Here is a 22,971-nt window from a genome sequence, read left to right as displayed (position 1 = left end):
ATCAAGGGCCGTTATCGCGATGACGGCCCTGACTGCTATGGCGGGCTGCACGCTGCAGACGCAAGCCTCGGCACCACCTAAGCCTATTGAAACCCTTCCACAATTAACGGTTGGCCATACGAAAGACAGCAGCGCCTATCTGCGCAATTACTATGCCAAGATACAGGCCAGCCGTCTGGTGCATGACCAGCTGCGCCGTGACGGCGGCGGACCGGACACGCCCTTCACCGACGTGATGCTGGCGCGGAATTTTGAACGCATCGCCTTCAACAGCGAATACAGCAAGGTAGGCGATCGCCGGATCACTCAGGAACACGCAGTTAGGCTGACACGCTGGACCCGACCCGTGCGCTTTGGGCTGAGCTTCGGGGACGCGGTGCCAGAAGATCAGCGCGAGATCGACCGGCAGGTCTTTGCGCCCTACGTGGCCCGACTGGCCCGTTTGACCGGCCATCCAATCAGTGCCGCAACGGGCGCCGTTCCGCTGGGTGTGAACTTCACCGTCATGATCCTGACCGAAACCGAACGCCGCGCCAGTGCCGCCGCACTGCGCCGTGCCGTGCCGGGCATCAGTGATGCCGACCTTTCTCAAATCGCCAATCTGAACCGTGACACACATTGCGTGATCTTCGCCGCCGACCGGGGCGACAACAACCAGATCGAGCGTGCCGTCGCGGTCATCCGGGCCGAACTGCCCGACCTGATGCGCGCGGCCTGTATCCACGAGGAGTTGGCGCAAGGCCTTGGTCTGCCCAATGACAGCCCAGAGGCGCGTCCCTCGATCTTCAACGATTCCGACGAATTCGGGCTTCTGACCTCGCATGACGAGTTGTTGTTGCAGATGCTCTATGACAAGCGCCTGCAGCCCGGCATGACCGCCGATCAGGCGCGCCCGATCTTTACCAAAATTGCAGCCGAACTTAAGGGCGGCTCTGCGTGACCCCATTGCCCCCCAGGAGGATTTAACCATGGGTATTCTTGATTTTCTGACCGGAGAATTCATTGACGTCATTCATTGGGTGGATGACACGCGCGACACGATGGTCTGGCGTTTCGAACGCGAAGATCACGAGATCAAGTACGGCGCGAAACTGACCGTGCGCGAAGGACAGGCCGCCGTGTTCGTGCATGAAGGCCAGTTGGCGGATGTGTTTACGCCCGGGCTTTACATGCTCGAGACCAACAACATGCCGATCCTGACGACGCTGAATCACTGGGATCACGGCTTCAAATCGCCCTTCAAGTCCGAGATCTACTACGTCAACACGACCCGCTTCAACGATCTGAAATGGGGCACCAAGAACCCGATCATGTTGCGTGATCCGGAATTCGGCCCGACCCGCATTCGCGCCTATGGCACGTACTCGGTCCGCGTGACGGATCCGGCGAAATTCCTTGTGGAGATTGTCGGCACCGATGGCGAATTCACGATGGACGAGATCAGCTTCCAGATCCGCAACATCATCGTGCAAGCCTTCAGTCGCGTGATTGCAGGCGCAGGCATTCCGGTTCTGGACATGGCCGCCAACACCGCTGATCTGGGCAAGATCGTCGCCACCGAGATCTCGGGCATTGTCGCCGAATACGGGCTGTCGATCCCTGAGTTTTACATCGAGAACATCTCGCTGCCCCCAGCCGTGGAAGAGGTGTTGGACAAGCGCACGTCGATGGGCATTGCGGGCAATCTGGACAACTACATGAAGTTCAACGCCGCCGAGGCGATGGGGGCCGAGAATTCGGCCATGGCATCGTCGATGGGGGCCGGCATGGGGGCCGCGATGGGCATGGGCATGGCCGGTCAGATGCAATCCGGCCCGTGGGGCGCCGCACCCGCTGCCCCGGCTGCACGCGCACAAACACCGCCGCCCCCGCCGCCGGTGGAGCATGTCTGGCACGTGGCCGAGAACGGCGAAACCAAAGGCCCGTTTTCCAAGGCCGCGATGGGGCGCATGGCGACCGCAGGCAGCCTGACCCGCGACAGCCACGTCTGGACCCCCGGCCAAGACGGCTGGATGCGCGCCGAGGACGTGGCCGAGCTGGCCCAGCTTTTCACCATCCTGCCGCCGCCCCCGCCGGGTGCCTGATCTGTGACCCGTCGCACAACCATCAAATGGCTTCACTGGCTGGCCTTTGGATTGATCCTGTATTTCTTCCTTGTCGAACCCGAGGAAATACGCGGCAATCCGGGGCTTGGCCTGGCCACGCATTCGGGCATGGGCATCCTTCTGGCACTGGTGGCTGCGATCTGGCTTGGCATGTACCTGTCAAAAGGGTTGGCAGGCAGGGCGGGGCCAAAGCTGCCCGGCTGGGGCAAACAGTTCCACGCGCTGTCGCACAAGGTGCTGCAAATCGGCTTACCTGTGACGGTCGCCACCGGTGCCTTCGCCGGTCTTGCCGCGCCGTTCGCCATTCGGGCATTCGGTCTGGTGCAAATCAACCCGGGCAACGCGCCCAAAGGGCTGCATAATATCGCCGAAGAAATTCACGAGATCGCCTTTGATGCCTTCATCATCCTGATGCTGGCCCATGCGGGGTTTCACATTTGGCGGCATTTCGGCTTGAAGGATAACGCGCTGCGCATCATGGTCCCGAAAGTGCTGCACAAATATCTCTGAGGACTCCGGATGGCCTATCCGCGCGAAGACACTCAATCGCCTATCGAGGAACATCGCTTTCCCTGCGACCAATGCGGCGCGGATCTGCGATTTGATCCCGAGCACAATCAGCTGACCTGTGACCATTGCGGCTTCAAGGCGCCGATCGAGGATCGCCAACCCGCCCAACCCGTCATTCGCGAGCTGGACCTGAAGCGCGCGCTGTCCGCTGATCTTCCGGATCACGAGATGGAAGAAACGCGGGTGGTGAGCTGCCCCAACTGTGCCGCCCAATTCGAATTCGACAGCACAACCCATGCCGCCGAATGCCCCTTCTGCGCCACACCGGTCGTCACGGATACCGGCACACATCGGCATATCAAACCCAAAGGCCTCGCCCCGTTCGAGATCGAAGAGCGCGAGGCGCGCAAGGCCATGAGTGACTGGCTGGGCCGCCTGTGGTTCGCCCCGAACGGATTGCAGGAATACGCCCGCAAGGGCCGCAAGATGACGGGCATCTATGTGCCCTATTGGACCTTCGATGCGGACACCAAGACACACTACACCGGCCAGCGTGGGATCGTGCATGAACGTACCCGGACCGTCACGGTGAATGGCCAACGCGAACAGCGCACGACGCGCACGGTACGCTGGACGTCCGTGTCCGGCCGCGTGGCGCGGTTCTTTGACGATGTGCTGGTGCTGGCCTCAAAAGGTCTGCCGAAGAAATACACCGACTCGCTGGAGCCGTGGGATCTGTCGCGACTGGAGCCGTATCGCCCCGAGTTTCTGGCGGGTTTCCGCGCCGAGGGCTACACCGTCGATTTGGACGAGGGCTTTACCGAAGCGCGTGACTATATGAACCGTATCATCCTGCGCGATGTGAAGTTTGACATTGGTGGGGATCGCCAGCGTGTCACCTCGATGGACACGGATATGTCTGACCTGACCTTCAAGCACATCCTGCTGCCGGTCTGGCTGGCCGCTTATAAATACCGCGGCAAGACCTATCGCTTCGTGGTGAACGGGCAGAATGGACGGGTCCAAGGGGAGCGCCCCTACTCGGTCTGGAAGATCACTTTCGCGGTGATTTTGGGGCTGATCGTGGCCGGCGTGATCGGCTATCTGTCGGCGCAAAGCCAATAGAGGTTCGCCAATGACCCCCGACCAATTCGACGCGCTTCTCAGCGCCCGACACTCCTGCCGCGCCTTCCGCCCGGATCCGATCCCCGCGCCGGTAATCGAGCAAATCCTGCAATCCGCCCAGAAGGTGCCAAGCTGGTGCAACGCGCAACCGTGGCAGGTCGAAGTGACCACCGCGGTTGAGACCGACCGGCTGCGCGACGCGTTCTATGCCCATGCGATGGAAGCTGCGCAGACGCCGGACGTCGACTGGCCCAGCGCCTACACTGGCCTGCACCAGCGCCGCCGCAAGACCTGTGGTTTGCAGCTTTACAAAAGCGTGGGTGTGACGCCGGGGGATCGTGCTGCATCCGGCCAGCAGATGCTGGAAAACTTCCGCTTCTTCGGCGCGCCGCATATTGCACTGATCACCGCACCCGCCGAGCTTGGCCCCTATGCCTATCTAGATTGCGGGGGCTTCGTGACCGGGTTTTGTCTGGCCGCCACCGCCCAAGGTGTCGCGACAATCCCACAAGCCGCCGTCGCCGCCTTCGCACCGTTCCTGCGCAACTGGTTTAATCTGCCCGACAATCGCGTGATCCTGTGCGGCATTGCCTTTGGTTTGAGCGACGAGGAGCACCCCGCCAACAGCTTCCGCACCGAACGGGCAGATCTGGACGAATGGGTGCATTGGCACGGAAAGGACAGTAAATGAGAGCTTTGATCCAACGCGTCAGCGAGGCCACCGTTCGTGTCGACGGCGAGGTTATTGGCGAAATCGGCCCCGGCCTTCTGGTTCTGGTCTGCGCGATGGAGGGCGACGCCGAGGCGAATGCCGACACGCTGGCGGCCAAAATCTCGAAGCTGCGGATTTTCAAGGATGACGCGGACAAGATGAACCGATCCTTGCTGGATACCGGTGGTGCGGCGCTCGTGGTCAGCCAGTTCACGCTGGCCGCCGACACCTCGCGCGGGAACCGTCCGGGGTTCTCAACGGCGGCCCGTCCAGACGAGGGCGAGCGGCTGTATGATTATTTTGCGGACCAGCTGCGCGGGCATGGGATAGAGGTCGCGCAGGGGCGTTTTGGGGCAGACATGAAAGTGTCGCTGGTGAATGACGGGCCGGTTACGATCTGGATGGAGTTCTAGGGCTAAGGTGGCTCACGTTGTGAGCCTGTAGGGGCGTTGCCCCTCTGCGCTGCGCGCATTCACCCCAAGGTATTTGTGGCAAGAGGATGGGGGCTTAATAGCCTGCTTTCTTGTCGACAAGATGCAGGAAGGGTTCCTTGGCCTCGCCACGACGGATGTTTTCGGCGATGACCTTAGCTGCCGTGTCAGGGCGGGTGTCCGAGGCGATATGCGGTGTGACCGTCACCTTCGGGTGGGCCCAGTAGGGGTCGTCATCCGGCAGCGGTTCAACGCGGAACACATCCAGCGTGGCGTGGGCGATGTGGCCGCGATCCAGCGCGTCCAGCAGGGCGGCATCGTCAATCAGCGGGCCACGGCCCGGGTTGATGATCACGGCACCTTCGGGCAGCATCGCGATCCGTTCGGCGTTCAGGATATTCTCAGTCGCTTTGGTAGCGGGCAGCAATAGAACCAGAATGTCCGAGTTGCGCAGCACCTGCTCCAACCCGTCATCGCCGTGCAGACAGGTGACGCCGTCGATGGACTTGGCACCCCGGCTCCAGCCGGACACGGGGAAGTTCAGATCGGTCAGTGCCTTGGCACAGACGCGCCCGAGTTCGCCCAACCCCAGAATGCCGACGCGACGGTTGCGGGCCAGCGGTGGGGCCAGACGGCCCCAAGCGGGGGTGGTGTTGTGGATGTCCTGATCCATTTCCAGATGGTGACGCAGCACATGGCCCACGACCCATTCGGTCATGCCCTCGCTTAGCCCCTGATCCACCATGCGCGCATAGGGTTGGGTCAGCGTCGGGTTGTAGACGATCCGCTCGACCCCTGCCCACAGGCCCAGCACCGCCTTGGCGCGGGTGAAGGGTGTAAAATCCTGAAGCGCGCTGTTGGGATCATAGACGATGTAATCCACCTGATCGGCGGGCAGATCGCAGGACAGCGTCGCCTCGATCTGAATCTCATCAAGCGCTTTGCTGATCTCGCGGTGATAGACATCCCAACGCTTGGGATTGCCGGCATACAGGACGTTGATGGGCATCACTTTTGTCTCGCTCTGTGCACATGTGCGCTTTGGACCAAACCGAATCCGACCAGCAAAATCAACATGGCAGATCCACCATAGCTAACCATCGGCAACGGCACCCCGACCACCGGGGCAAGGCCCATCACCATGGACATGTTCACCGCAAAGAACAAGAAGAAGGTGACGGAAATCCCAAGGATCAGAAGCGAGCTGAAGCGGTCCTTGTTCTGGAAGGCCGAGACGGCGCAGAAGATCAGGATCAGCACGTAGAGCGTAAGCAGCGACGCGCCACCCAGAAAGCCGAATTCCTCGGCCAGCGTGGTGAAAATGAAGTCGGTGTGTTTTTCCGGCAGGAAGTTCAGGCGCGACTGCGTGCCCTGCATGAAGCCCCGCCCGGTCCAGCCCCCGGACCCCAGTGCGATCTTGGACTGGGTGATGTGATAGCCCGCTCCCAACGGGTCCGAGGACGGATCAAGGAACGTATCGATCCGGCGGTACTGATAGTTCTTCAGCAGCTGCCATTCCGTCCCGCGTGACATGAACACCGAGGTAACCAGCCCCACGCCCGAAGCAATGACCGCCCCGAAATACCACAGGCTAACGCCTGCCAGAAACATGATCACGCCACCGCCGGTGACCAGAAGGATCGAGGTGCCCAGGTCCGGTTGGCGCAGCACCAGAAAAGTCGGCAGCAGGATCAGGATCACCGGGATCAGCACCCAAAGCGGGCGCGAGACCTTCTTGATATCCAGCCAGTCGTAATAGGCCGCCAGCATCATCACCAAGGTTATCTTCATCAGCTCGGACGGTTGCAAGCGCATGAAACCAAGGTCGATCCAGCGCTGCGCGCCCATGCCGACCGAGCCCATGACCTCGACCAGGACCAGTAGGACAAGCGACAGCAGATATCCCACCCCGGCCATGTTGCGCCAGAACCAGATGGGCACCATCGCAATCACAAACATCAGGAACATGCCTAAGGCAAAACGCTTCATCTGCGCCATCGCCCACGGGTCCATCTTGCCGCCTGCGACCGAAAACAGCATCAGGAAGCCGACGCTGGCCACCGCGATCAGCAGCAGCACAAGTGACCAGTTCAGATAGAGCACCTTGCGCAATCCCGAGGGGACGGTTTTGACGTTATATTCAAGATAACTCATGCCCGACCCTCGGCAGCTTTGACGCGTTCGTCATGTGGCATCTCGAGCATCTCTTCGATGTCGCGTTGGCGGGTCTGGATCGTGCCGCGCTGGTTCGCTGGATAGGCTTCCAGCGGGGGCTTGCCTTGATAGAACGCCTGCAGCATCACATCGCGCGCGATAGGCGCCGCCGCTGTCGATCCGCCGCCGCCATGTTCCACCACGACGGTCACCGCATAGCGCGGGTTGTCATGGGGCGCGTAGCAGACAAACAGCGCGTGGTCGCGCCGTTCCCACGGCAGGTCTTCGTTGCGAAACACCCCACGCGCGCGTTCGGCAGCGGTGATGTTGCGGACCTGACTGGTGCCGGTTTTCCCTGCCATGCGCAGGTCGTCCCCCACGATCTTGGACCGTCCTGCCGTGCCACGTCGGGCATTTACAACCTCGTACATCCCCTCGCGGATGGCATTCAGATTGCTGGTGCTGATCTCAAGCGGGCCGTCATTGCGGACGGGGGTCTCAATCCCATTAACCGAGCGCACCAGCCGCGGAGAAATCGCCTGCCCCGTCGCCAGCCGCGCAGTCATCACAGTCAGTTGCAAGGGCGAGGCCAGAACGAAGCCCTGCCCGATGCCCGCGTTCAGGCTGTCACCGATCACCCAATCTGCACCCCGCGCCTCGCGTTTCCACGCCTTGGTCGGGATCAGACCCTGCGCAATGGCGGACAGCGGCAGATCATGGCGCTCGCCCAGCCCCAGCTTGCGCGCCATCTCGGCGATCTTTTCAATCCCGACGCGTTGGGCGATGTCGTAATAATAGATGTCGCAGCTTTCACGCAGGCTTTTCGCCAAATCGACTGACCCATGCCCCCCGCGTTTCCAGCAGTGGAACCGGCGCCCGTGGACCTCGACATGGCCGTAGCACTTGACGGTTTCACCCGGGTCGATCACGCCTTCTTCCAGCGCGGCCAGCGCGGTGACCATCTTGAAGGTCGATCCGGGCGGATAGGTGCCCTGCGCCGGTTTTGCGGCCAGCGGACGATACTTGTCGTTCAGAAGCGCGCTGTAGTCCTTGCTGGAAATCCCGCGCACGAACTTGTTGGGATCAAACGTGGGCGCCGAGCCGATGGCCAGCACGTCCCCCGTCTGGGTATCCATCACCACCGCAGCGGCACTTTCGCCAGCCAGTCGCGCTTGCACATAGGCCTGCAGGTCGGCATCCACGGTTAGCTGGATGTTGTCGCCCGCGCGGCCTTCCTCGCGACCCAACTCGCGCATCTCACGACCGACGGCGTTGACCTCGACCTCGCGCGTCCCAGCGGATCCGCGCAGATCCAGCTCCATCTTCGCTTCCACGCCGCTTTTCCCGATTTGGAAACGCGGGATTTGCAGAAGAGGATCAGGATCTTCAAGCTTGGACAGGTCATAGTCCGACACGGGACCCACATAGCCAATCACATGGGCGAAATCGTCGGCGCGCGGATAGCTGCGCGACAGGCCGACCTCGGCGGTGATGCCGGGCAGCGCGGGGGCGTTCACAGCGACCTCGGCCACGTCTTCCCACGCGACGCGGTCGGCGACGGTCACCGGCACAAAGGCGCTACGGCGGCGCATTTCATCCAAGGTGCGTTTTATGTCCGCATCGTCGAGCCATACGATCTTGCGCAGACGGTTCAGTACGGCTTCGGGGTCATCCGCATCCTCGCGCACGATGACGATCCGATAGTTCTGTTCATTGCCCGCGATCAACACGCCGTTGCGGTCATAGATCAGCCCCCGCGCGGGCGGCAGGAGCGAGAACTTCACGCGGTTTTCTTCCGCCAAATCGCGATATTCATCGGCCTGTTCGACCTGCATATACCGCATCCGTCCCACCAGCATCGCCGCGAACGAGACCTGAAGCCCGCCCAGAAACAAGCCCCGCCGGGTGATCTTGCGGGCGCTTGCCTCGGTATCTTGGGGGGACCGCTTCATGCTGCCTGACTCCGCACTGGATCGTCACCGGGTTGCAGTTTCACAACCCCCAACACGAAGACCGAGGTGAAGACCACGGCCGGATAAATCGTGACGGTGCTGACAAACTGCAACAAGGCGCGGCCAAAAGGGATCTGGTCGACAAAGAAAATCGCCAGAAAAAACCGCTCGGCCAGCAGCATGGCTAACAACACGGCGGCGACGACGCCCCATTCCACCACAAAGGACTGCTCGCGCAGGCCGGGTTCGCGGCGGCGCAGAACCTCGAGCCCGATCACCGCCATCAAGGCGCCCACGGCGGGGATATCTTGGTACAGCAGGTCGGTCAGGAAGATCAGCGCAGCGACCAAAAGGATGGGGACATAGTCGGGACGGCGCAGCATCCATGCGACAACGACAGCCATGAAGATGTCAGGGCCAGGGAAGCGCCCGGCGCTAAGGTCCAGCGGCAGCATTTTCACGAACAGAAGACCCGCCGAGATCGCGACGAGCAGCCCCCAGAAGGCCCAGCGCAGAAGCGTGACGCGATCGGTCATTCGCCCTGCCCTCCGTCCTCGGGGGCGGCATCGACCGGTTCGGGTGGCACAGCAGGGCTTGCGACGATCAAACTGCCTTCGCCCTCGACCATTTCGCCGGGGTGGCTGCGCAACACGCGCAGGAACTGAAGCCGTTCATAATCCGCAGCCAATCGGACGCGCAGGCGCCGGTCGGTGCCCATTGCCACATGCCCGACCAAAAGCCCTGCCGGGAACACGCCACCGTCGCCAGACGACACCACGCGGTCGCCTGGGCGGACCTTTTCAGGGCTTTCCAGAAACTCGATCGGCGGCGCAGCCGAGTTATCGCCGACCAGCAGCGCATCTTGGCCCGAGGGCTGGACTGTGATGGGAATGCGGCTGTTGCTGTCAGTCAGCAGGATCACGCGGCTGGTGCTTTTCCCCACGCCTGCAATCCGCCCGGCCAGCCCCAGACCATCGGTCGCTGCCCAGCCATCGACCAGCCCATCGCGGGTGCCGATGTTCAGTAGCACTGACTGCCGGAAGGGCGAACCGCTGTCGGCCAGCACAACACCGGTCACATAGGAAAGCTGCGCATCCAGCCGCACATTGTTCAGGTTCAGAAGCTGGGCGTTTTCCTGTTCCAACTGAAGGGCAGCTTCTTTCCACGCCTTCATCTGCTGCAACTCGCGGCGCAGTTCTTGGTTCTGTTCGTAGATGCGTTGGTAAGACTGGAAGTCCTCGACCATCCCGACCAGCTTGGTCACCGGCACCATCGCCCAGTCAAAGCTTGGCACCACCGTATCAATCAGATTGGCGCGGAAGCGTTCGACCCGCGGGCTGTCGATCCGCCAGACCAGAAAGACCAGAAACAGGCACAGCATCAGCAGGCCGACAAAAAGCCTGCGCAGCGGACGGCCGTATTCCTCGGTCTGGTTCGGTTTGCGTGCCAATCTGGCCTCCGGTTACCCGACGGGCGCGCCCCACCGGCGGGGCAGACCCGATCAGCTGTCGTAGTCGATGACGTGGCGCAGCTGCTTTTCAAACTCCAGCGCCTTGCCGGTGCCCAGCGCCACGCAGTTCAGGCTTTCATCCGCGACCGAAATCGACAAGCCGGTTTGCTCGCGCAGGGCAAGATCCAGCTCACCCAGCAGCGCGCCGCCACCGGTAAGCATAACGCCACGGTCGACGATGTCAGCCGCCAGATCCGGCGGCGTGGCTTCCAGCGCGGTCATCACGGCTTCGCAGATCTGCTGCACCGGTTCGGCCAGCGCCTCGGCGACCTGCGCCTGATTGATCTCGGTTTCTTTCGGAACGCCATTCAGCAGGTCACGCCCGCGGATCATAAGCGAGGTGCCACGACCGTCATCGGGCATCCGTGCGGTGCCGATGGTGGTCTTGATGCGTTCTGCGGTGGTTTCGCCCACCAGTATATTGTGCTGGCGACGCAGATAGCTGATGATCGCATCATCCATCCGGTCCCCACCCACGCGCACCGAGCGCGCATAGACGATGTCGCCCAACGACAGAACCGCCACTTCGGTCGTCCCGCCGCCGATGTCCACAACCATGTTGCCGGTCGGATCGGTGATCGGCATGCCTGCCCCGATGGCGGCGGCGATGGGCTCAGCCACCAGTCCGGCGCGGCGTGCGCCTGCGGACATGACCGACTGGCGAATGGCACGCTTTTCAACCGGGGTCGCGCCGTGCGGGACGCAGACGATGATTTTCGGTTTCGAGAAGGTCGTGCGCTTGTGCACTTTGCGGATGAAGTGCTTGATCATTTCTTCCGCGCTATCGAAGTCCGCAATGACGCCTTCACGCATCGGGCGGATCGCTTCGATCGATCCGGGGGTGCGGCCCAGCATCAGCTTGGCGTCTTCACCGACCGCCAAAACTTTCTTCACACCATCTTTGACGTGATAGGCCACAACCGAGGGCTCGTTCAGAATGACGCCCTTGCCCTTTACGTAGACCAGCGTATTCGCGGTCCCAAGGTCAATCGCCATGTCCGACGAAAACAATCTCGAAAACCCTGCCATTTGGATGCCTATCCCGTTCCTATCCCCTTTGAGCCCGCGACTCCCATAGGGTGCAGACCGGTGGATATATAAGCCTCTAAGCCCTGCGGTGAAAGCCCTAATACAAACGGGCGAGCGGCTTATCGCCAAGGACGGGAGAAATCGAACAATTGGTGAAAGATCGCCCAAATTATCGGCGCTCGACTTTCACTTTTCGAACCAAACGCAAAAATGCAGGCAAATTGCTTTGCCCGCACCTTGTTTCAGATCAGACGCCCTCGGGCTTGGTCTTTTCGCGACGCGTGATCAGGTTGTTCAGCGCGTTCACGTAAGCCCGAACCGATGCCAGGATCGTATCAGTGTGCGAAGACTGGCCGGTCACGATCTTGCCGTTCTCTTCCATCCGCACCGAGACCGTCGCCTGCGCGTCGGTGCCTTCAGTCACGGCATGCACTTGGTACAGCTGCAGACGTGCCTCGTGCGGGAAGATCATCTTCACGCAGTTGAACGCGGCATCCACGGGTCCGTCCCCTTCCGAGCTAACCTTATGCTCGACCCCGTTTACGGTCATGGTCAGATCGGCGGTGTTCTTTTCCTCGGTGCCCGCAACCACGCGCAGAGATTTCACCTGCAGCTGGTCATTGGCGTCATCGGTGCCGTCGGTCATCAGGGCGACGATATCCTCGTCGAACACCTCTTTCTTGGTGTCGGCCAGTTCCTTGAAGCGCACGAAGACGTCCTTCAACTGGTTGTCACCTACATCAAAGCCCAGATCGTTCAGCTTCGCCTTCAACGCTGCCCGGCCTGAGTGCTTGCCCAAAGGCAAGGATGTCCCAGCCAGACCGATGTCTTCGGGGCGCATGATCTCGAAGTTTTCCGGGTTCTTCAGCATGCCATCCTGGTGGATGCCGCTTTCATGGGCGAAAGCGTTCTTACCGACGATGGCCTTGTTGTACTGCACCGCAAAACCCGACACCTGCGCCACGCGACGCGAGATGTTCATGATCTTGGTGGTGTCGATGCTGGTCGAGTACGGCATGATGTCGTTGCGCACTTTCAGGGCCATGACGACCTCTTCCAATGCGGTGTTGCCAGCACGTTCGCCCAAGCCGTTGATGGTGCATTCGATCTGGCGCGCACCGGCTTCGACAGCGGCCAAGGCGTTGGCAGTCGCCATGCCCAAATCGTTGTGGCAGTGCGTGGCAAACACGATCTCGTCCGCGCCCGGCACACGTTCGATCAGCATGCGGATCAGGTCGGCACTTTCGCGCGGGGCAGTATAGCCCACAGTGTCAGGGATGTTGATCGTGGTCGCACCCGCCTTGATCGCGATCTCGATCACGCGGCACAGATAGTCATGCTCCGTCCGCGTCGCGTCCATCGGCGACCACTGTACGTTGTCCACCAAGTTGCGCGCGTGGCTTACGGTCTCGTGGATCAGGTCGGCCATCTCGTCCTGGGTCAGGTTCGGAATGGCGCGGTGCAGGGGCGAGGTGCCGATAAAGGTGTGAATGCGCGGCTTGGCGGCCTTGCGCACCGCTTCGGCACAACGATCAATGTCTTTGAAGTTCGCGCGGCTCAGGCCACAGATCACCGAGTTCTTCGAACGCTCGGCAATCTCGGACACGGCAGCAAAGTCGCCTTCCGACGCAATCGGGAAGCCCGCCTCGATGATGTCCACGCCCATCTCGTCCAGCATCTCGGCGATCTCGAGCTTTTCGTCATGGGTCATGGTCGCGCCGGGGCTTTGTTCACCGTCACGCAAAGTGGTGTCGAAAATCAACACGTGATCCGAGGGATTGGTCATTATCTTGGTCTCTTTAGATAGAAGTTCTTAGCCTTAGTGGCCCACAAGGTTCGGGCCGGTTCGTGGCGCGGTCGGCGGTACCCCTGAGCGGTCGCGCCAAAACGGCACGCTCAGAGGCGGCTAAGCAGTAGCAGAAGGCCCAGTGCGGGGCGGAAAGCGATATGGGTCTGCGTGGTCATGGGCGCAAATATACGTCGGTTTCCGTCGAGTTAAAGTCCTTTTTTCGGGAAAATCACCCGACGGGGGCCAATCTGGCGGGTGTTATTCGCTATCAGTCGCCCCCGCGGTCGAAGCCGCGCCCGCCGCTTCTGCCGCAGCCGCCGCCGCGTCGCTGTCCAATGCAGGGGCCGGAGCCGTCTCGATTGCACCTGCGATCAGGCCGTCTTCCCAGACGCCTTCCTCTTGGCTGCCATCAGCGCGCGTGACCACGCCTTGCCCGTGCCGTTTGCCACCCTTAAAGCCACCTTCATAGCGGTCACCGCCGGGATAGATCGCAACACCCTGCCCGTCGAACACACCCGCGGCCCAATCGCCGTCATAGCTGAATCCATCTGCCGTGGTGTAGACGCCGCGCCCTTCGCGTGCGCCATTCACGAACCCGCCCTCGTAAACTGACCCATCCGCCAGTTTCGAAACACCTTGCCCGTGGAACTTGCCTGCCTGCCAACCACCGGTATAGCTGGCACCATCGGCGGTCTCTAACGTGCCTTCGCCGTCGAACAGCGCATCCTTGAACGCCCCTTCATAGCGCGCACCATCGGCAAGCAGCGCCACGCCGTTGCCTTCAATCACGCCGCCTTTCCAGTCACCCTCAAAGCTGCCGCCATCGGGATAGGTGATCATGCCCACACCATCGGGCAGACCTGCGCGGAACTGGCCTTTGTAGACGGACCCGTCGGGATAGGTCACGTTCCCATCCCCCTCGATCACGCCAGCAACCCAGCCGCCTTCATAGCGATAGCCGTCGGTGCCGACGAAAACGCCCTGTCCGTGGCGCTGGTCAGCGTCAAAACCGCCCTCGTAGCGATCCCCGTTGGCATAGTCGACCGTCCCGGCCCCTTGACGAGACCCGGCCTGAAACTGGCCCGAATAGACATCGCCATTGGCCTGCGTCAGCACGCCGTCACCGTCCATTTGGCCTTGTGTCCAGTTGCCCTCGTACATCATGCCATCGGGCTGGGTCAGCTTGCCCGCACCGTCGCGTTCTCCGCCGCGCATACCGCCTTCGTAGACCGAGCCGTCCGGATAGGTCGATTTGCCCCGACCCTCCTTTACACCCGCAACCCAATCGCCCTCATAGACATAGCCGGACGGGCTTTGCAGCCTCCCTTGACCGTGATGCATTGCGTTGCGAAATCCACCTTCGTACTGCAGGCCGTTGGCATACAGCGCCATGCCAGAGCCATTGATCTTGCCGTCCACCCAGTCGCCTTCAAAGCTGGCGCCATCGGCAAAGGTGATCTTGCCAAAGCCTTCCGGCTTACCCTTGGCAAAGCTGCCTTCATAAAGCGACCCATTGGGGAAGCGCGCAACGCCCTGACCGACGATCTCGCCCTCAATGAACTCGCCGGTATACTCATAGCCCGACGGCAGGGTCAGCGTGCCCATCCCGTGCTGCAGCCCGTCCTTGAACGTCCCCTCGTAGACCGATCCGTCTTCGTATTGCTTGGTATCGACCTGCGCCAAAGCCACCGTGGGCAACACAAGCGCCAAAGCGACCATGCTGCGAAATCCGATCAGGGGGCTTTGCATCTCGAAACCTCGTTCAATTTCTTTGACTTATTCTTGGACGGCCGAAGCCCATTCGGGCACAGACTATGCCGTCCAAAAAGCGTAGACAACGCTTTTCCCGCACCACCCCTTTATCCTGCGGGCAAACCTGCTACATCTGTGCCGAACCATCCCCCCGCATTGCCGGGAAGAAGGACAAGCGCGATGAGTGACAATTTCCGCCTGACACTGGCACAACTGAACCCGACCGTGGGCGCCATCTCTGGCAATTGCGACAAGGCCCGCGAGGCATGGCATGCGGCAAAAGAGGCTGGCAGCGATATGCTGGCCCTGCCCGAGGCTTTCGTGACCGGCTATCAGACGCAGGACTTGGTGATGCGCCCGCAGTTCTTCCGCGACGCGATGGACGCGGTCGAGGCGCTGGCGAAAGACTGCGCGGACGGTCCCGCGATGGGCATTGGTGCGCCGTATCACGATGGCAAAGACCTCTATAACGCCTATTACATCCTGAAAGGCGGCAAGATCGCCACGCGGATCCTGAAGCAGCGCCTGCCGAACGAGACTGTCTTTGACGAGGAACGTCACTTTACCTCGGCCGACCCGCAAGGTCCGTATTCCATGGGTCCGATCCGCATCGGCACCCCGATCTGTGAAGACGCATGGCATGCCGAGGACGTCTGCGAAACGCTCGCTGAAAGCGGTGCCGAGTTTCTGCTGATCCCCAACGGCTCGCCCTATTACCGCAACAAGTTCGACGTGCGCCTGAACCACATGGTGGGCCGCGTGGTCGAAACGGGTCTGCCGCTGGTCTATCTGAACATGGTTGGCGGGCAGGATGATCAAGTGTTCGACGGCGGTACCTTCGCGCTGAACCCCGGCGGCGAAATGGCCCTGAAAATGAGCGCCTTTGACGAGGAGATTCAGCACATCGACCTGACCCGCACGGACGATGGCTGGCGCATCACGCCCGGCCCCATCGCCACCCATGGCGACGAGTGGGAGCAAGACTACCGCGCGATGGTCGAAAGCCTGCGCGACTATATGGGCAAGACCGGGTTCAAAAAGGTGCTGCTGGGCCTGTCCGGCGGGATCGACAGTGCGATCGTTGCCACCATCGCCGCCGATGCGCTTGGCCCGGAAAACGTGCGCTGCGTGATGCTGCCGTCCGAATACACCTCGCAAGGGTCGCTGGACGACGCCAAAGACATCGCAAACCGCCTTGGCTGCACTTATGACTTCGTGCCGATCAAGGAAGGCCGCGACGCGATCACCAATACGCTCGCCCCGTTTTTTGAAGGCTTGGAACCCGACATCACCGAAGAAAACATCCAGTCCCGCCTGCGTGGGCTGCTTTTGATGGCGCTGTCCAACAAGTCCGGCGCGATGCTTCTGACCACCGGCAACAAATCCGAGGTCGCGGTGGGCTATGCCACGATCTATGGCGACATGTCGGGTGGCTATAACCCGATCAAGGACCTCTATAAGACGCGCGTGTTCGAGCAATGCCGCTGGCGCAACGCCAATCACCGCGACTGGATGAAAGGCCCCGAAGGCGAGGTCATCCCGGTCTCGATCATCGACAAGCCGCCCTCTGCCGAGCTGCGCCCGGACCAGAAGGACGAAGACAGCCTGCCGCCCTATGACGTGCTGGACGCGATCCTTGAGGGGATTATTGACGACGAGAAATCCGTAGCCGAGCTGGTTGCAGAAGGCTTTGACAAGGCGACCGTCAAAAAGGTCGAGCACCTGATTTACATCAGCGAATACAAACGCTTCCAGTCCGCGCCGGGCACCCGTTTGACCAAGCGCAGCTTCTGGCTGGATCGCCGCTATCCGATCGTGAACCGCTGGCGGGACGGTACATAACCCACCCCGCCTGCAACTTTTATCCCATCAACAGCTGATAGCTGTGCGGCACGTATTGAAAACCCGCATCACGGGCTTCGACATAGCCGACGGCCGGGAACGGCATGTGGTAGCCGATGAAAGGCATCTTCTCGGCCGCCAACATGCCCAAAAGCGATTTGCGTGTCGCGGCGGCGGCTGATTTGTCCATATCGAACTTCACTTCCCACTCGGGATAGCCCAGCGACCAGACATAGTGGTTGGCGAAATCTGCTGCGATCAGCAGCGACTGTCCGTCGCTGTCCAAGCGGAATGCCATGTGACCGGGCGTATGGCCAAAGGCCTCGACGGCCTCGATCCCCGACAGAACTGCGTCGCCGGGGTTCAGCATCGTCATCTGTTCGGCCAGCGGGGCAACCTTGGCATCGAACCGCTCATTGCCCGCTTTGGCCCAGTGATCGAACTCGACCGCGCCGGTAACATAGCGCGCATTCGGGAAGGTGGCGCCTGCATCGCCCATCAACCCGCCGATGTGATCGCCGTGCATGTGGGTGATGACAACGATATCGACATCCTCGGGGGTGTAGCCCGCCGCCGTCACCGCTGCGCGGATCCCCTCGGGGTTCAAGCCGGTGTCAAACAGCACCAGATCAACGCCGGTATTCACCAATGTGGGCGTAAAGAAAAACTGCGCGGCATCCGTGGGAATGTTGGCGCTGGCGCTGGCTTGAGCGAACTCATCCGCACCGACATTCATACCAAAAATCGTCTGCGGATCCGGCACCGTGCGCGCGCCCGCCAGCAGCGTCGTCACCTCGAATGCACCAAGTTTGAAGCGGCGGGCGTCAATGGTTTGCGCGCCCAGTTGCGGTGCCATCGCCCTTGCCTGCGATGCCAGCCCAAGGGTCGGGGCCGCCGCGCCGAGCGCCATAAAGTGGCGGCGGGACAGCTTGGGAATTGGAAACTCAGACATCAGTATCTCCCTTAATTTGTTGGTTTGGTTATCGGGAAGTATACTCTAATCTCGCCCTCTTGGATCACTCGTCACCGGATTGTGAAAGCCATGTCCCAGAACAAAACTGTCCCCACGGATCAAAGCGTGCAGTCCTTCATCACCGCCGTCGAACCCGCCGCGAAACGCGACGACGCGCAGGTGCTTGACCGCCTGTTTCGCGAGGTGACCGGGTTTCAACCCATTATGTGGGGGCCGTCGATCATTGGCTATGGGCAGTACCACTATGTCTATGACAGCGGGCGGCAGGGCGATTTTCTGGCCACCGGATTTTCACCCCGCAAGACGCGCCACTCGATCTATATCATGCCGGGCTATGCGGATTTCGGGGACATTCTGGCGCGTCTGGGCAAGCACAAGATGGGCAAATCCTGCCTTTATGTGAACAAACTGGCGGATATTGATCTGGACGTGCTGGCCGAGCTGATCCGTGCGGGTTTGGCAGACCTAAACCAGATATGGCCGGTTCAGCCGACCTAAGCGCGCTATTCCCACCACTGGTCGATCATGGCGATGTCTTCATCCGACCAGCCAAAATGGTGCGCGAATTCATGCACGACGATATGATTCACCAGCTCGGCCAAGGTGACATCGTGGCGGATCGCCAGTTCGTTCAATATCGCGCGGCGAAACAGCCAGATCGCATCCATCGCAAGCGGCTGATCGCTGACGGATTTCTCGGTCATGGGGATGCCGACATATAGCCCGGTCAGCGTGTAGGGATCACCGATATCATTGTCTGCCAAAATACTGGCATCCGGCATCTCGGCCACTTGAATACCAACATCCAAGGCGGGCTCGGCAAAGGGGTCGGGCAGATGGGCACGCGCTTCTAGCGCCAGTTGCTCGATCTGCGCCAAACTTGGGGCAGACGTTTCCATGGGAATATTATGGACAAATCCGGGCCAATATGAAAGAGGGACCGCCAAGGAGATCAACCCATGACCACCACCCGTTTCGCCCCCTCGCCCACCGGCTATATCCACGTGGGCAACCTGCGCACCGCGCTGTTCAACTATCTGATCGCTGCCAAATCGGGTGGCCAGTTCATCCTGCGTTTGGATGACACGGACCCGGAACGCTCGAAGCAGGAATATGCAGACGCGATCATGGAAGATCTGGAATGGCTGGGCCTGACCTGGGACCGCGTTGAAAAACAGTCGGACCGTCTGGACCGCTACGAGGCCGCAGCGCAGGAACTGCGTGACATGGGCCGTTTCTATGAGTGTTTCGAGACCCCGACCGAACTGGACCTGAAGCGCAAGAAGCAGCTGAACATGGGCAAGCCGCCGGTCTATGACCGCTCGGCGCTGGCCTTGTCGGATGACGAGAAAGCCACCCTGCGCGCCGAACGCGGTCAGGGCCATTGGCGTTTCAAACTGGATCACGAACGGATCAACTGGACCGACGGCATTCTGGGCGACATGTCGATCGATGCAGCATCCGTGTCGGACCCGGTGCTGATCCGGGGTGACGGGCAGTTCCTGTATACGCTGGCATCCGTCTGTGACGACATCGACTTTGGCATCACCGACGTCGTGCGCGGCTCGGACCACGTGACCAACACCGGCACGCAGATCCAGATCATTCAGGCCCTTGGCGGCGCAGTGCCCAGCTTTGCCCACCACTCGCTTCTGACCGGCCCGCAGGGCGAGGCGCTGTCCAAGCGTCTTGGCACGCTGGCAATCCGCGACCTGCGCGAACAGGGCGTCCAGCCGATGGCGCTGCTGAGCCTGCTGGCCCGTCTGGGATCGTCGCAACCGGTCGAGCTGCGCAGCTCGCTGGACGAGATCATAGAGGGCTTCGACCTGTCGACCTTCGGCGCAGCGCCCACCAAGTTCGACGTGCAGGACCTGTTCCCGCTGACCGCCCGTTATCTTGCGGCCCTGCCCGTTGACGCAGTGGCCGACAAGCTGGACGCAATTGGTGTTCCCGCCGACATGGCCGAGGCCTTCTGGTCCGTCGCCCGCGAAAACATCACCACGTTGGGCGATCTGGAAGGCTGGTGGATCCTCTGCCGCGACGGCGCCGAGCCACTTATTGACGACGAGGACAAGGAGTTCATCGCCGAAGCCATGACCCTTCTGCCCGATGCGCCTTATGACGCTGACAGCTGGTCGAACTGGACTTCGGCCGTGAAAGAGGCCACCGGCCGCAAAGGCAAAGGCCTGTTCATGCCGCTGCGCAAAGCCGTCACCGGCATGGAGCGCGGCCCGGACATGTCATCGCTGATGCCGCTGTTGCAAGTGGTGCGCGCCAAAGGCTAACTTCACCTCAGGTTGCAAACCCCGAGGGAGCACATCATGGCCGGATACCGCACCACTGGCGCAATTGGCGGGCTTGTCTGCGCCGCCACATATCTTTTCGGCATCGTGATCATGGTCACGGTGCTAGAGCCTGCAGGCTTTGGCTCGTCCGCGCCCACGCCGCAAGATTTGCTCGCCTTTTTAAGCGCCCAACAGGCAACGCTGTCGGTCTGGTATCTCGTCATCTACGTGGTGAACGCGGTGGCGCTGGCCGCGCTGGTCATCGCCCTGCGTGCGCTGTTGCGCCCGCATGCGCCGGTCCTGTCTGACCTGTCACTTGGCTTTGGCCTGATCTGGGCCACTTTGGTCATGGGCGCAGGCATGATCGCGAATGTTGGCCTGGCCGAAACCTTATCGCACACAGGATCGCCCGAACAAGCCGCCCAGCTTTGGCACATGGTCACCACGATCGAGAACGGCCTTGGCGGCGGAAACGAGATTGCAGGATCCGTCTGGGTCATCGCTGTCGGGCTGGCGGCGTGGAGCTCGGGCATCCTGCCGCGCCTGCTGAACGCATTTGGCTTTGTCATCGGAGGCTGCGGGCTGTTGACCATCCTACCGCCACTCGAAGCCTTTGGCATGGTCTTCGGATTGGGCTTCATCCTGTGGTTTGCGTGGGTCGGCGTGGTCCTTCTGCGCCGCAGCTGACCCGCTCCCACATCCCCGCACATACCCTGTGCGCCCCGCCCTCTGGCGCTAACCGTCGTTCTACGTCATGCTGGCGGGTAGCGAACAGGTAAGGTGACGATCATGGCCGAGGCACAGGCGAAGTTTCTAGAGGGCAGTCTACTTCGGCACATCACGGTGATGTCGCTGACATCATCGATCGGGTTGATGGCGATTTTCCTTGTCGATCTGGTCGACATGATCTTCATCTCGATGTTGGGCCGGGACGAGTTGGCTGCGGCGGTTGGATACGCCGGTGCGCTGCTGTTTTTTACCTCGTCTTTTGGGATCGGCATGTCCATCGCAGCCGGTGCTCTGGTGGCGCGGGCTTTGGGCGAGGGTGATCCTCAGACCGCCCGCCGCCGCGCCGCCACTGCACTGTTCTATGGCATGATTATCGGGGCCGTTTTCGCGGCCATAGTTTGGTATTACACCCCCAATCTGGTCGCCCTTTTGGGCGCGTCAGGGGACACGCTGGCCCTTGCCACGTCCTATCTGCGGATCATCCTGCCCAGTTTGCCCATCCTGATCGCCGGCATGGTCGGCGGCGCGATCTTGCGCGCGCACGGGGACGCCCGCCGCGCCATGATGGCCACCATCGGCGCGGGCGTGGTGAACGCGATCCTCGATCCTATCCTGATCTTCGGCCTCAACTTGGACCTGACCGGCGCCGCACTGGCATCCGTCGCCGCCCGCCTGACGGTCGCCGTCATGTCGATCTATCCGATCTTCAAATTCTACGGCGGATTGGATCGCCCCACCCGGGCCGAGTTCCGCGTGGACTTCCCTGCCATCGCCACCATCGCCCTGCCTGCCATCCTAACCCAGTTCGCCACCCCGGTAGGACAGGCCTATGTTACGCGATCCATGGCCGAATTTGGCGAGGACGCCGTCGCGGGCATGGCAATCATCGGCCGCCTGACCCCCGTGGCTTTCGGGACCATCTTTGCCCTCTCCGGGGCCATCGGCCCCATCGTGGGCCAGAACTTCGGCGCAGGAAAACTGGACCGGGTGCGCGGATCGATCCGCGACGGATTGTTGTTCGTGCTGGTCGTGGTGCTGGTCGTTACCGGCATCCTGTATCTGGCGCGCGGTGCCATCGCGGATCTGTTCAGCGCCGAGGGCCTTAGCCGAGAGCTGGTCTTCCTCTTTTGCGGCCCGCTGGCGCTGGCGTGGTATTTCAACGGCGTGATCTTCGTCACCAATGCCAGCTTCAACAATCTGGGCCACCCGTTCTATTCCACATGGGTGAACTGGGGTCGCCAGACGCTGGGCACCATCCCGCTGGTCATCATCGGCGCTGCCTATTGGGGTGCCCCCGGCGTGCTGATCGGCCAAGCGGCAGGCGGGCTGATCTTTGCAGGCGTTGCGATGGTCCTGTCGGCGAATGTGCTGCGCAAGGCCGAGGCCGGACTATGCCCCGGTACCGCGCATCCGTACCAGCGACAGACCCGTCTCATTTCGCTCTTTCACAACCGTCGATAAGCGGGACAGGCCTTCGTCGACCAGCGCGGTCTCTTCCGCGCTCAGCACCTGCGCGCGCGGGTAAATCGGGTCCGCACGGTCGTTCAAAATCGGCGCATTCCAGCCTTCGGTCGTCTCGAAGAAATGGGTCACGCCGTCCAACCCGAATTCGCGAAAATAGCCCTGCACCACCACGTCGAGATAGCTGAGCAGTACCGGATTGTCGTCTGTCGGCGCGTGATGTTCACCCGGGGCAATCGCATAGATCGCCACGTCCAGATCGCCGCCATCATGGCGGATCTCAGACCCCAAAGTCACCCGCGCATAGGCGCGTTCACGTTCATCCAACGCCGCCCAATCCGCACCGGGGACCGAGGCGATCATCCCCTCGATATAATCCGAACTGTCCGGCACCGCCGTCAGGTAACACAGCGCCCGATGTTCAGACCGCCGCCACGCGCGATGCCACCCTGTCACCCGCGCCGCACGCGGGTTGTCATAGCTGTGCGTCTGCCGGTTCACTAATGAACCGTAGCCAAAGAAATGAGGATCATTCACCGGGGTCGTCATAGCAGCAGACTGCACCCGCATGCAGCGGGATACAAGCTCTTGCCGAGGCGCGCAGGCAGAGAT

At 61.3% G+C, this 22,971-nt stretch carries 22 protein-coding genes; 11 read left to right on the top strand and 11 right to left on the bottom strand.

The window, feature by feature from the left end; translation table 11 throughout:
- Positions 1 to 19 precede the first annotated feature (19 nt).
- From EOL43_RS04220 to dtd, 6 genes are read left to right on the top strand one after another with little or no spacing between them, the layout of a single operon-like run.
- Positions 20 to 940 (top strand): DUF2927 domain-containing protein, encoded by a 921-nt coding sequence (locus EOL43_RS04220; RefSeq protein ID WP_133485878.1) that lies wholly within the window; start codon positions 20 to 22, stop codon positions 938 to 940.
- 28 nt (positions 941 to 968) lie between these two features.
- A complete protein-coding gene (locus tag EOL43_RS04215; protein ID WP_133485876.1) occupies positions 969 to 2,084 on the top strand; it encodes an SPFH domain-containing protein in 1,116 nt (371 codons plus the stop codon).
- 3 nt (positions 2,085 to 2,087) lie between these two features.
- The gene (locus EOL43_RS04210) at positions 2,088 to 2,615 is read left to right on the top strand and encodes a cytochrome b (RefSeq protein ID WP_133485874.1); all 528 of its coding nucleotides are present in this window, start codon (positions 2,088 to 2,090) and stop codon (positions 2,613 to 2,615) included.
- A 9-nt stretch (positions 2,616 to 2,624) separates the two neighbouring features.
- Positions 2,625 to 3,740, top strand: coding sequence for a TFIIB-type zinc ribbon-containing protein (locus EOL43_RS04205; protein WP_133485872.1), 1,116 nt, complete (start codon positions 2,625 to 2,627; stop codon positions 3,738 to 3,740).
- A gap of 10 nt (positions 3,741 to 3,750) precedes the next feature.
- Positions 3,751 to 4,431 carry a nitroreductase gene (locus tag EOL43_RS04200; protein ID WP_133485870.1) on the top strand — a complete coding sequence of 227 codons (681 nt, stop codon included), beginning with the start codon at positions 3,751 to 3,753 and terminating at the stop codon, positions 4,429 to 4,431.
- Entirely contained in the window at positions 4,428 to 4,865 is a 438-nt protein-coding gene (gene dtd / locus EOL43_RS04195; protein WP_133485868.1) for a D-aminoacyl-tRNA deacylase, read from the top strand. Before EOL43_RS04200 ends, dtd begins: the two co-directional genes overlap by 4 nt.
- Before the next feature lie 94 nt (positions 4,866 to 4,959).
- Here dtd and EOL43_RS04190 read toward each other — a convergent pair whose 3' ends face one another.
- The 8 genes from EOL43_RS04190 to EOL43_RS04155 all read right to left on the bottom strand — a co-directional run bounded on the left by EOL43_RS04190 (position 4,960) and on the right by EOL43_RS04155 (position 15,066).
- Positions 4,960 to 5,892, bottom strand: coding sequence for a 2-hydroxyacid dehydrogenase (locus EOL43_RS04190; protein ID WP_133485866.1), 933 nt, complete (start codon positions 5,890 to 5,892; stop codon positions 4,960 to 4,962).
- Positions 5,892 to 7,037, bottom strand: coding sequence for a rod shape-determining protein RodA (rodA, locus tag EOL43_RS04185; RefSeq protein WP_133485864.1), 1,146 nt, complete (start codon positions 7,035 to 7,037; stop codon positions 5,892 to 5,894). The genes EOL43_RS04190 and rodA overlap by 1 nt, the downstream gene beginning before the upstream one ends.
- The gene (mrdA, locus tag EOL43_RS04180; RefSeq protein WP_133485862.1) at positions 7,034 to 8,989 is read right to left on the bottom strand and encodes a penicillin-binding protein 2; all 1,956 of its coding nucleotides are present in this window, start codon (positions 8,987 to 8,989) and stop codon (positions 7,034 to 7,036) included. Before mrdA ends, rodA begins: the two co-directional genes overlap by 4 nt.
- Positions 8,986 to 9,525 (bottom strand): rod shape-determining protein MreD, encoded by a 540-nt coding sequence (locus EOL43_RS04175; protein ID WP_133485860.1) that lies wholly within the window; start codon positions 9,523 to 9,525, stop codon positions 8,986 to 8,988. Before EOL43_RS04175 ends, mrdA begins: the two co-directional genes overlap by 4 nt.
- On the bottom strand, positions 9,522 to 10,439 hold the full coding sequence (gene mreC, locus EOL43_RS04170; protein ID WP_133485858.1) for a rod shape-determining protein MreC: 918 nt from the start codon (positions 10,437 to 10,439) through the stop codon (positions 9,522 to 9,524). Before mreC ends, EOL43_RS04175 begins: the two co-directional genes overlap by 4 nt.
- A gap of 51 nt (positions 10,440 to 10,490) precedes the next feature.
- Complete coding sequence (locus EOL43_RS04165) at positions 10,491 to 11,528, bottom strand: rod shape-determining protein (protein WP_133485856.1); 1,038 nt, start codon at positions 11,526 to 11,528, stop codon at positions 10,491 to 10,493.
- Between the two features lie 247 nt (positions 11,529 to 11,775).
- Positions 11,776 to 13,314, bottom strand: coding sequence for a 2-isopropylmalate synthase (locus EOL43_RS04160; protein WP_133485854.1), 1,539 nt, complete (start codon positions 13,312 to 13,314; stop codon positions 11,776 to 11,778).
- A 261-nt stretch (positions 13,315 to 13,575) separates the two neighbouring features.
- Positions 13,576 to 15,066, bottom strand: coding sequence for an MORN repeat-containing protein (locus EOL43_RS04155; RefSeq protein ID WP_240686455.1), 1,491 nt, complete (start codon positions 15,064 to 15,066; stop codon positions 13,576 to 13,578).
- 183 nt (positions 15,067 to 15,249) lie between these two features.
- Between EOL43_RS04155 and EOL43_RS04150 the strand changes: the two genes are divergently transcribed.
- Positions 15,250 to 16,911: an NAD+ synthase gene (locus EOL43_RS04150; protein ID WP_133485852.1), complete on the top strand. Its 1,662-nt coding sequence runs from the start codon at positions 15,250 to 15,252 to the stop codon at positions 16,909 to 16,911.
- 19 nt (positions 16,912 to 16,930) lie between these two features.
- Here the strand turns inward: EOL43_RS04150 and EOL43_RS04145 are convergent, their stop codons facing one another.
- On the bottom strand, positions 16,931 to 17,863 hold the full coding sequence (locus EOL43_RS04145) for an MBL fold metallo-hydrolase (RefSeq protein WP_133485849.1): 933 nt from the start codon (positions 17,861 to 17,863) through the stop codon (positions 16,931 to 16,933).
- 90 nt (positions 17,864 to 17,953) lie between these two features.
- Here EOL43_RS04145 and EOL43_RS04140 point away from each other — a divergent pair, with 90 nt between their 5' ends.
- A complete protein-coding gene (locus tag EOL43_RS04140; protein WP_133485847.1) occupies positions 17,954 to 18,382 on the top strand; it encodes a DUF1801 domain-containing protein in 429 nt (142 codons plus the stop codon).
- A 5-nt stretch (positions 18,383 to 18,387) separates the two neighbouring features.
- On the opposite strand, the gene EOL43_RS04135 is transcribed toward EOL43_RS04140, so the two are convergent.
- Positions 18,388 to 18,783, bottom strand: coding sequence for a metallopeptidase family protein (locus EOL43_RS04135; protein WP_133485845.1), 396 nt, complete (start codon positions 18,781 to 18,783; stop codon positions 18,388 to 18,390).
- Between the two features lie 60 nt (positions 18,784 to 18,843).
- Between EOL43_RS04135 and gltX the strand changes: the two genes are divergently transcribed.
- From gltX to EOL43_RS04120, 3 genes are all read left to right on the top strand, one after another.
- A complete protein-coding gene (gene gltX / locus EOL43_RS04130) occupies positions 18,844 to 20,169 on the top strand; it encodes a glutamate--tRNA ligase (RefSeq protein WP_133485843.1) in 1,326 nt (441 codons plus the stop codon).
- 36 nt (positions 20,170 to 20,205) lie between these two features.
- Positions 20,206 to 20,856, top strand: a complete 651-nt coding sequence (locus tag EOL43_RS04125; RefSeq protein WP_133485841.1) for a DUF4386 family protein — start codon at positions 20,206 to 20,208, stop codon at positions 20,854 to 20,856.
- Positions 20,857 to 20,958: 102 nt separating this feature from the next.
- The gene (locus EOL43_RS04120) at positions 20,959 to 22,359 is read left to right on the top strand and encodes an MATE family efflux transporter (protein WP_133485839.1); all 1,401 of its coding nucleotides are present in this window, start codon (positions 20,959 to 20,961) and stop codon (positions 22,357 to 22,359) included.
- On the opposite strand, the gene EOL43_RS04115 is transcribed toward EOL43_RS04120, so the two are convergent.
- Positions 22,288 to 22,908 (bottom strand): gamma-glutamylcyclotransferase family protein, encoded by a 621-nt coding sequence (locus tag EOL43_RS04115; protein ID WP_166636196.1) that lies wholly within the window; start codon positions 22,906 to 22,908, stop codon positions 22,288 to 22,290. The two genes, EOL43_RS04120 and EOL43_RS04115, sit on opposite strands and share 72 nt — an antisense overlap.
- Positions 22,909 to 22,971 lie beyond the last annotated feature (63 nt).

Origin of the sequence: Aliiroseovarius marinus, from assembly GCF_004360145.1 — a bacterium.
Taxonomy (GTDB): domain Bacteria; phylum Pseudomonadota; class Alphaproteobacteria; order Rhodobacterales; family Rhodobacteraceae; genus Aliiroseovarius; species Aliiroseovarius marinus.
The sequence above is the reverse complement of the archived record's forward strand: the minus strand, read 5'-3'. Positions and strand labels throughout refer to the sequence as shown.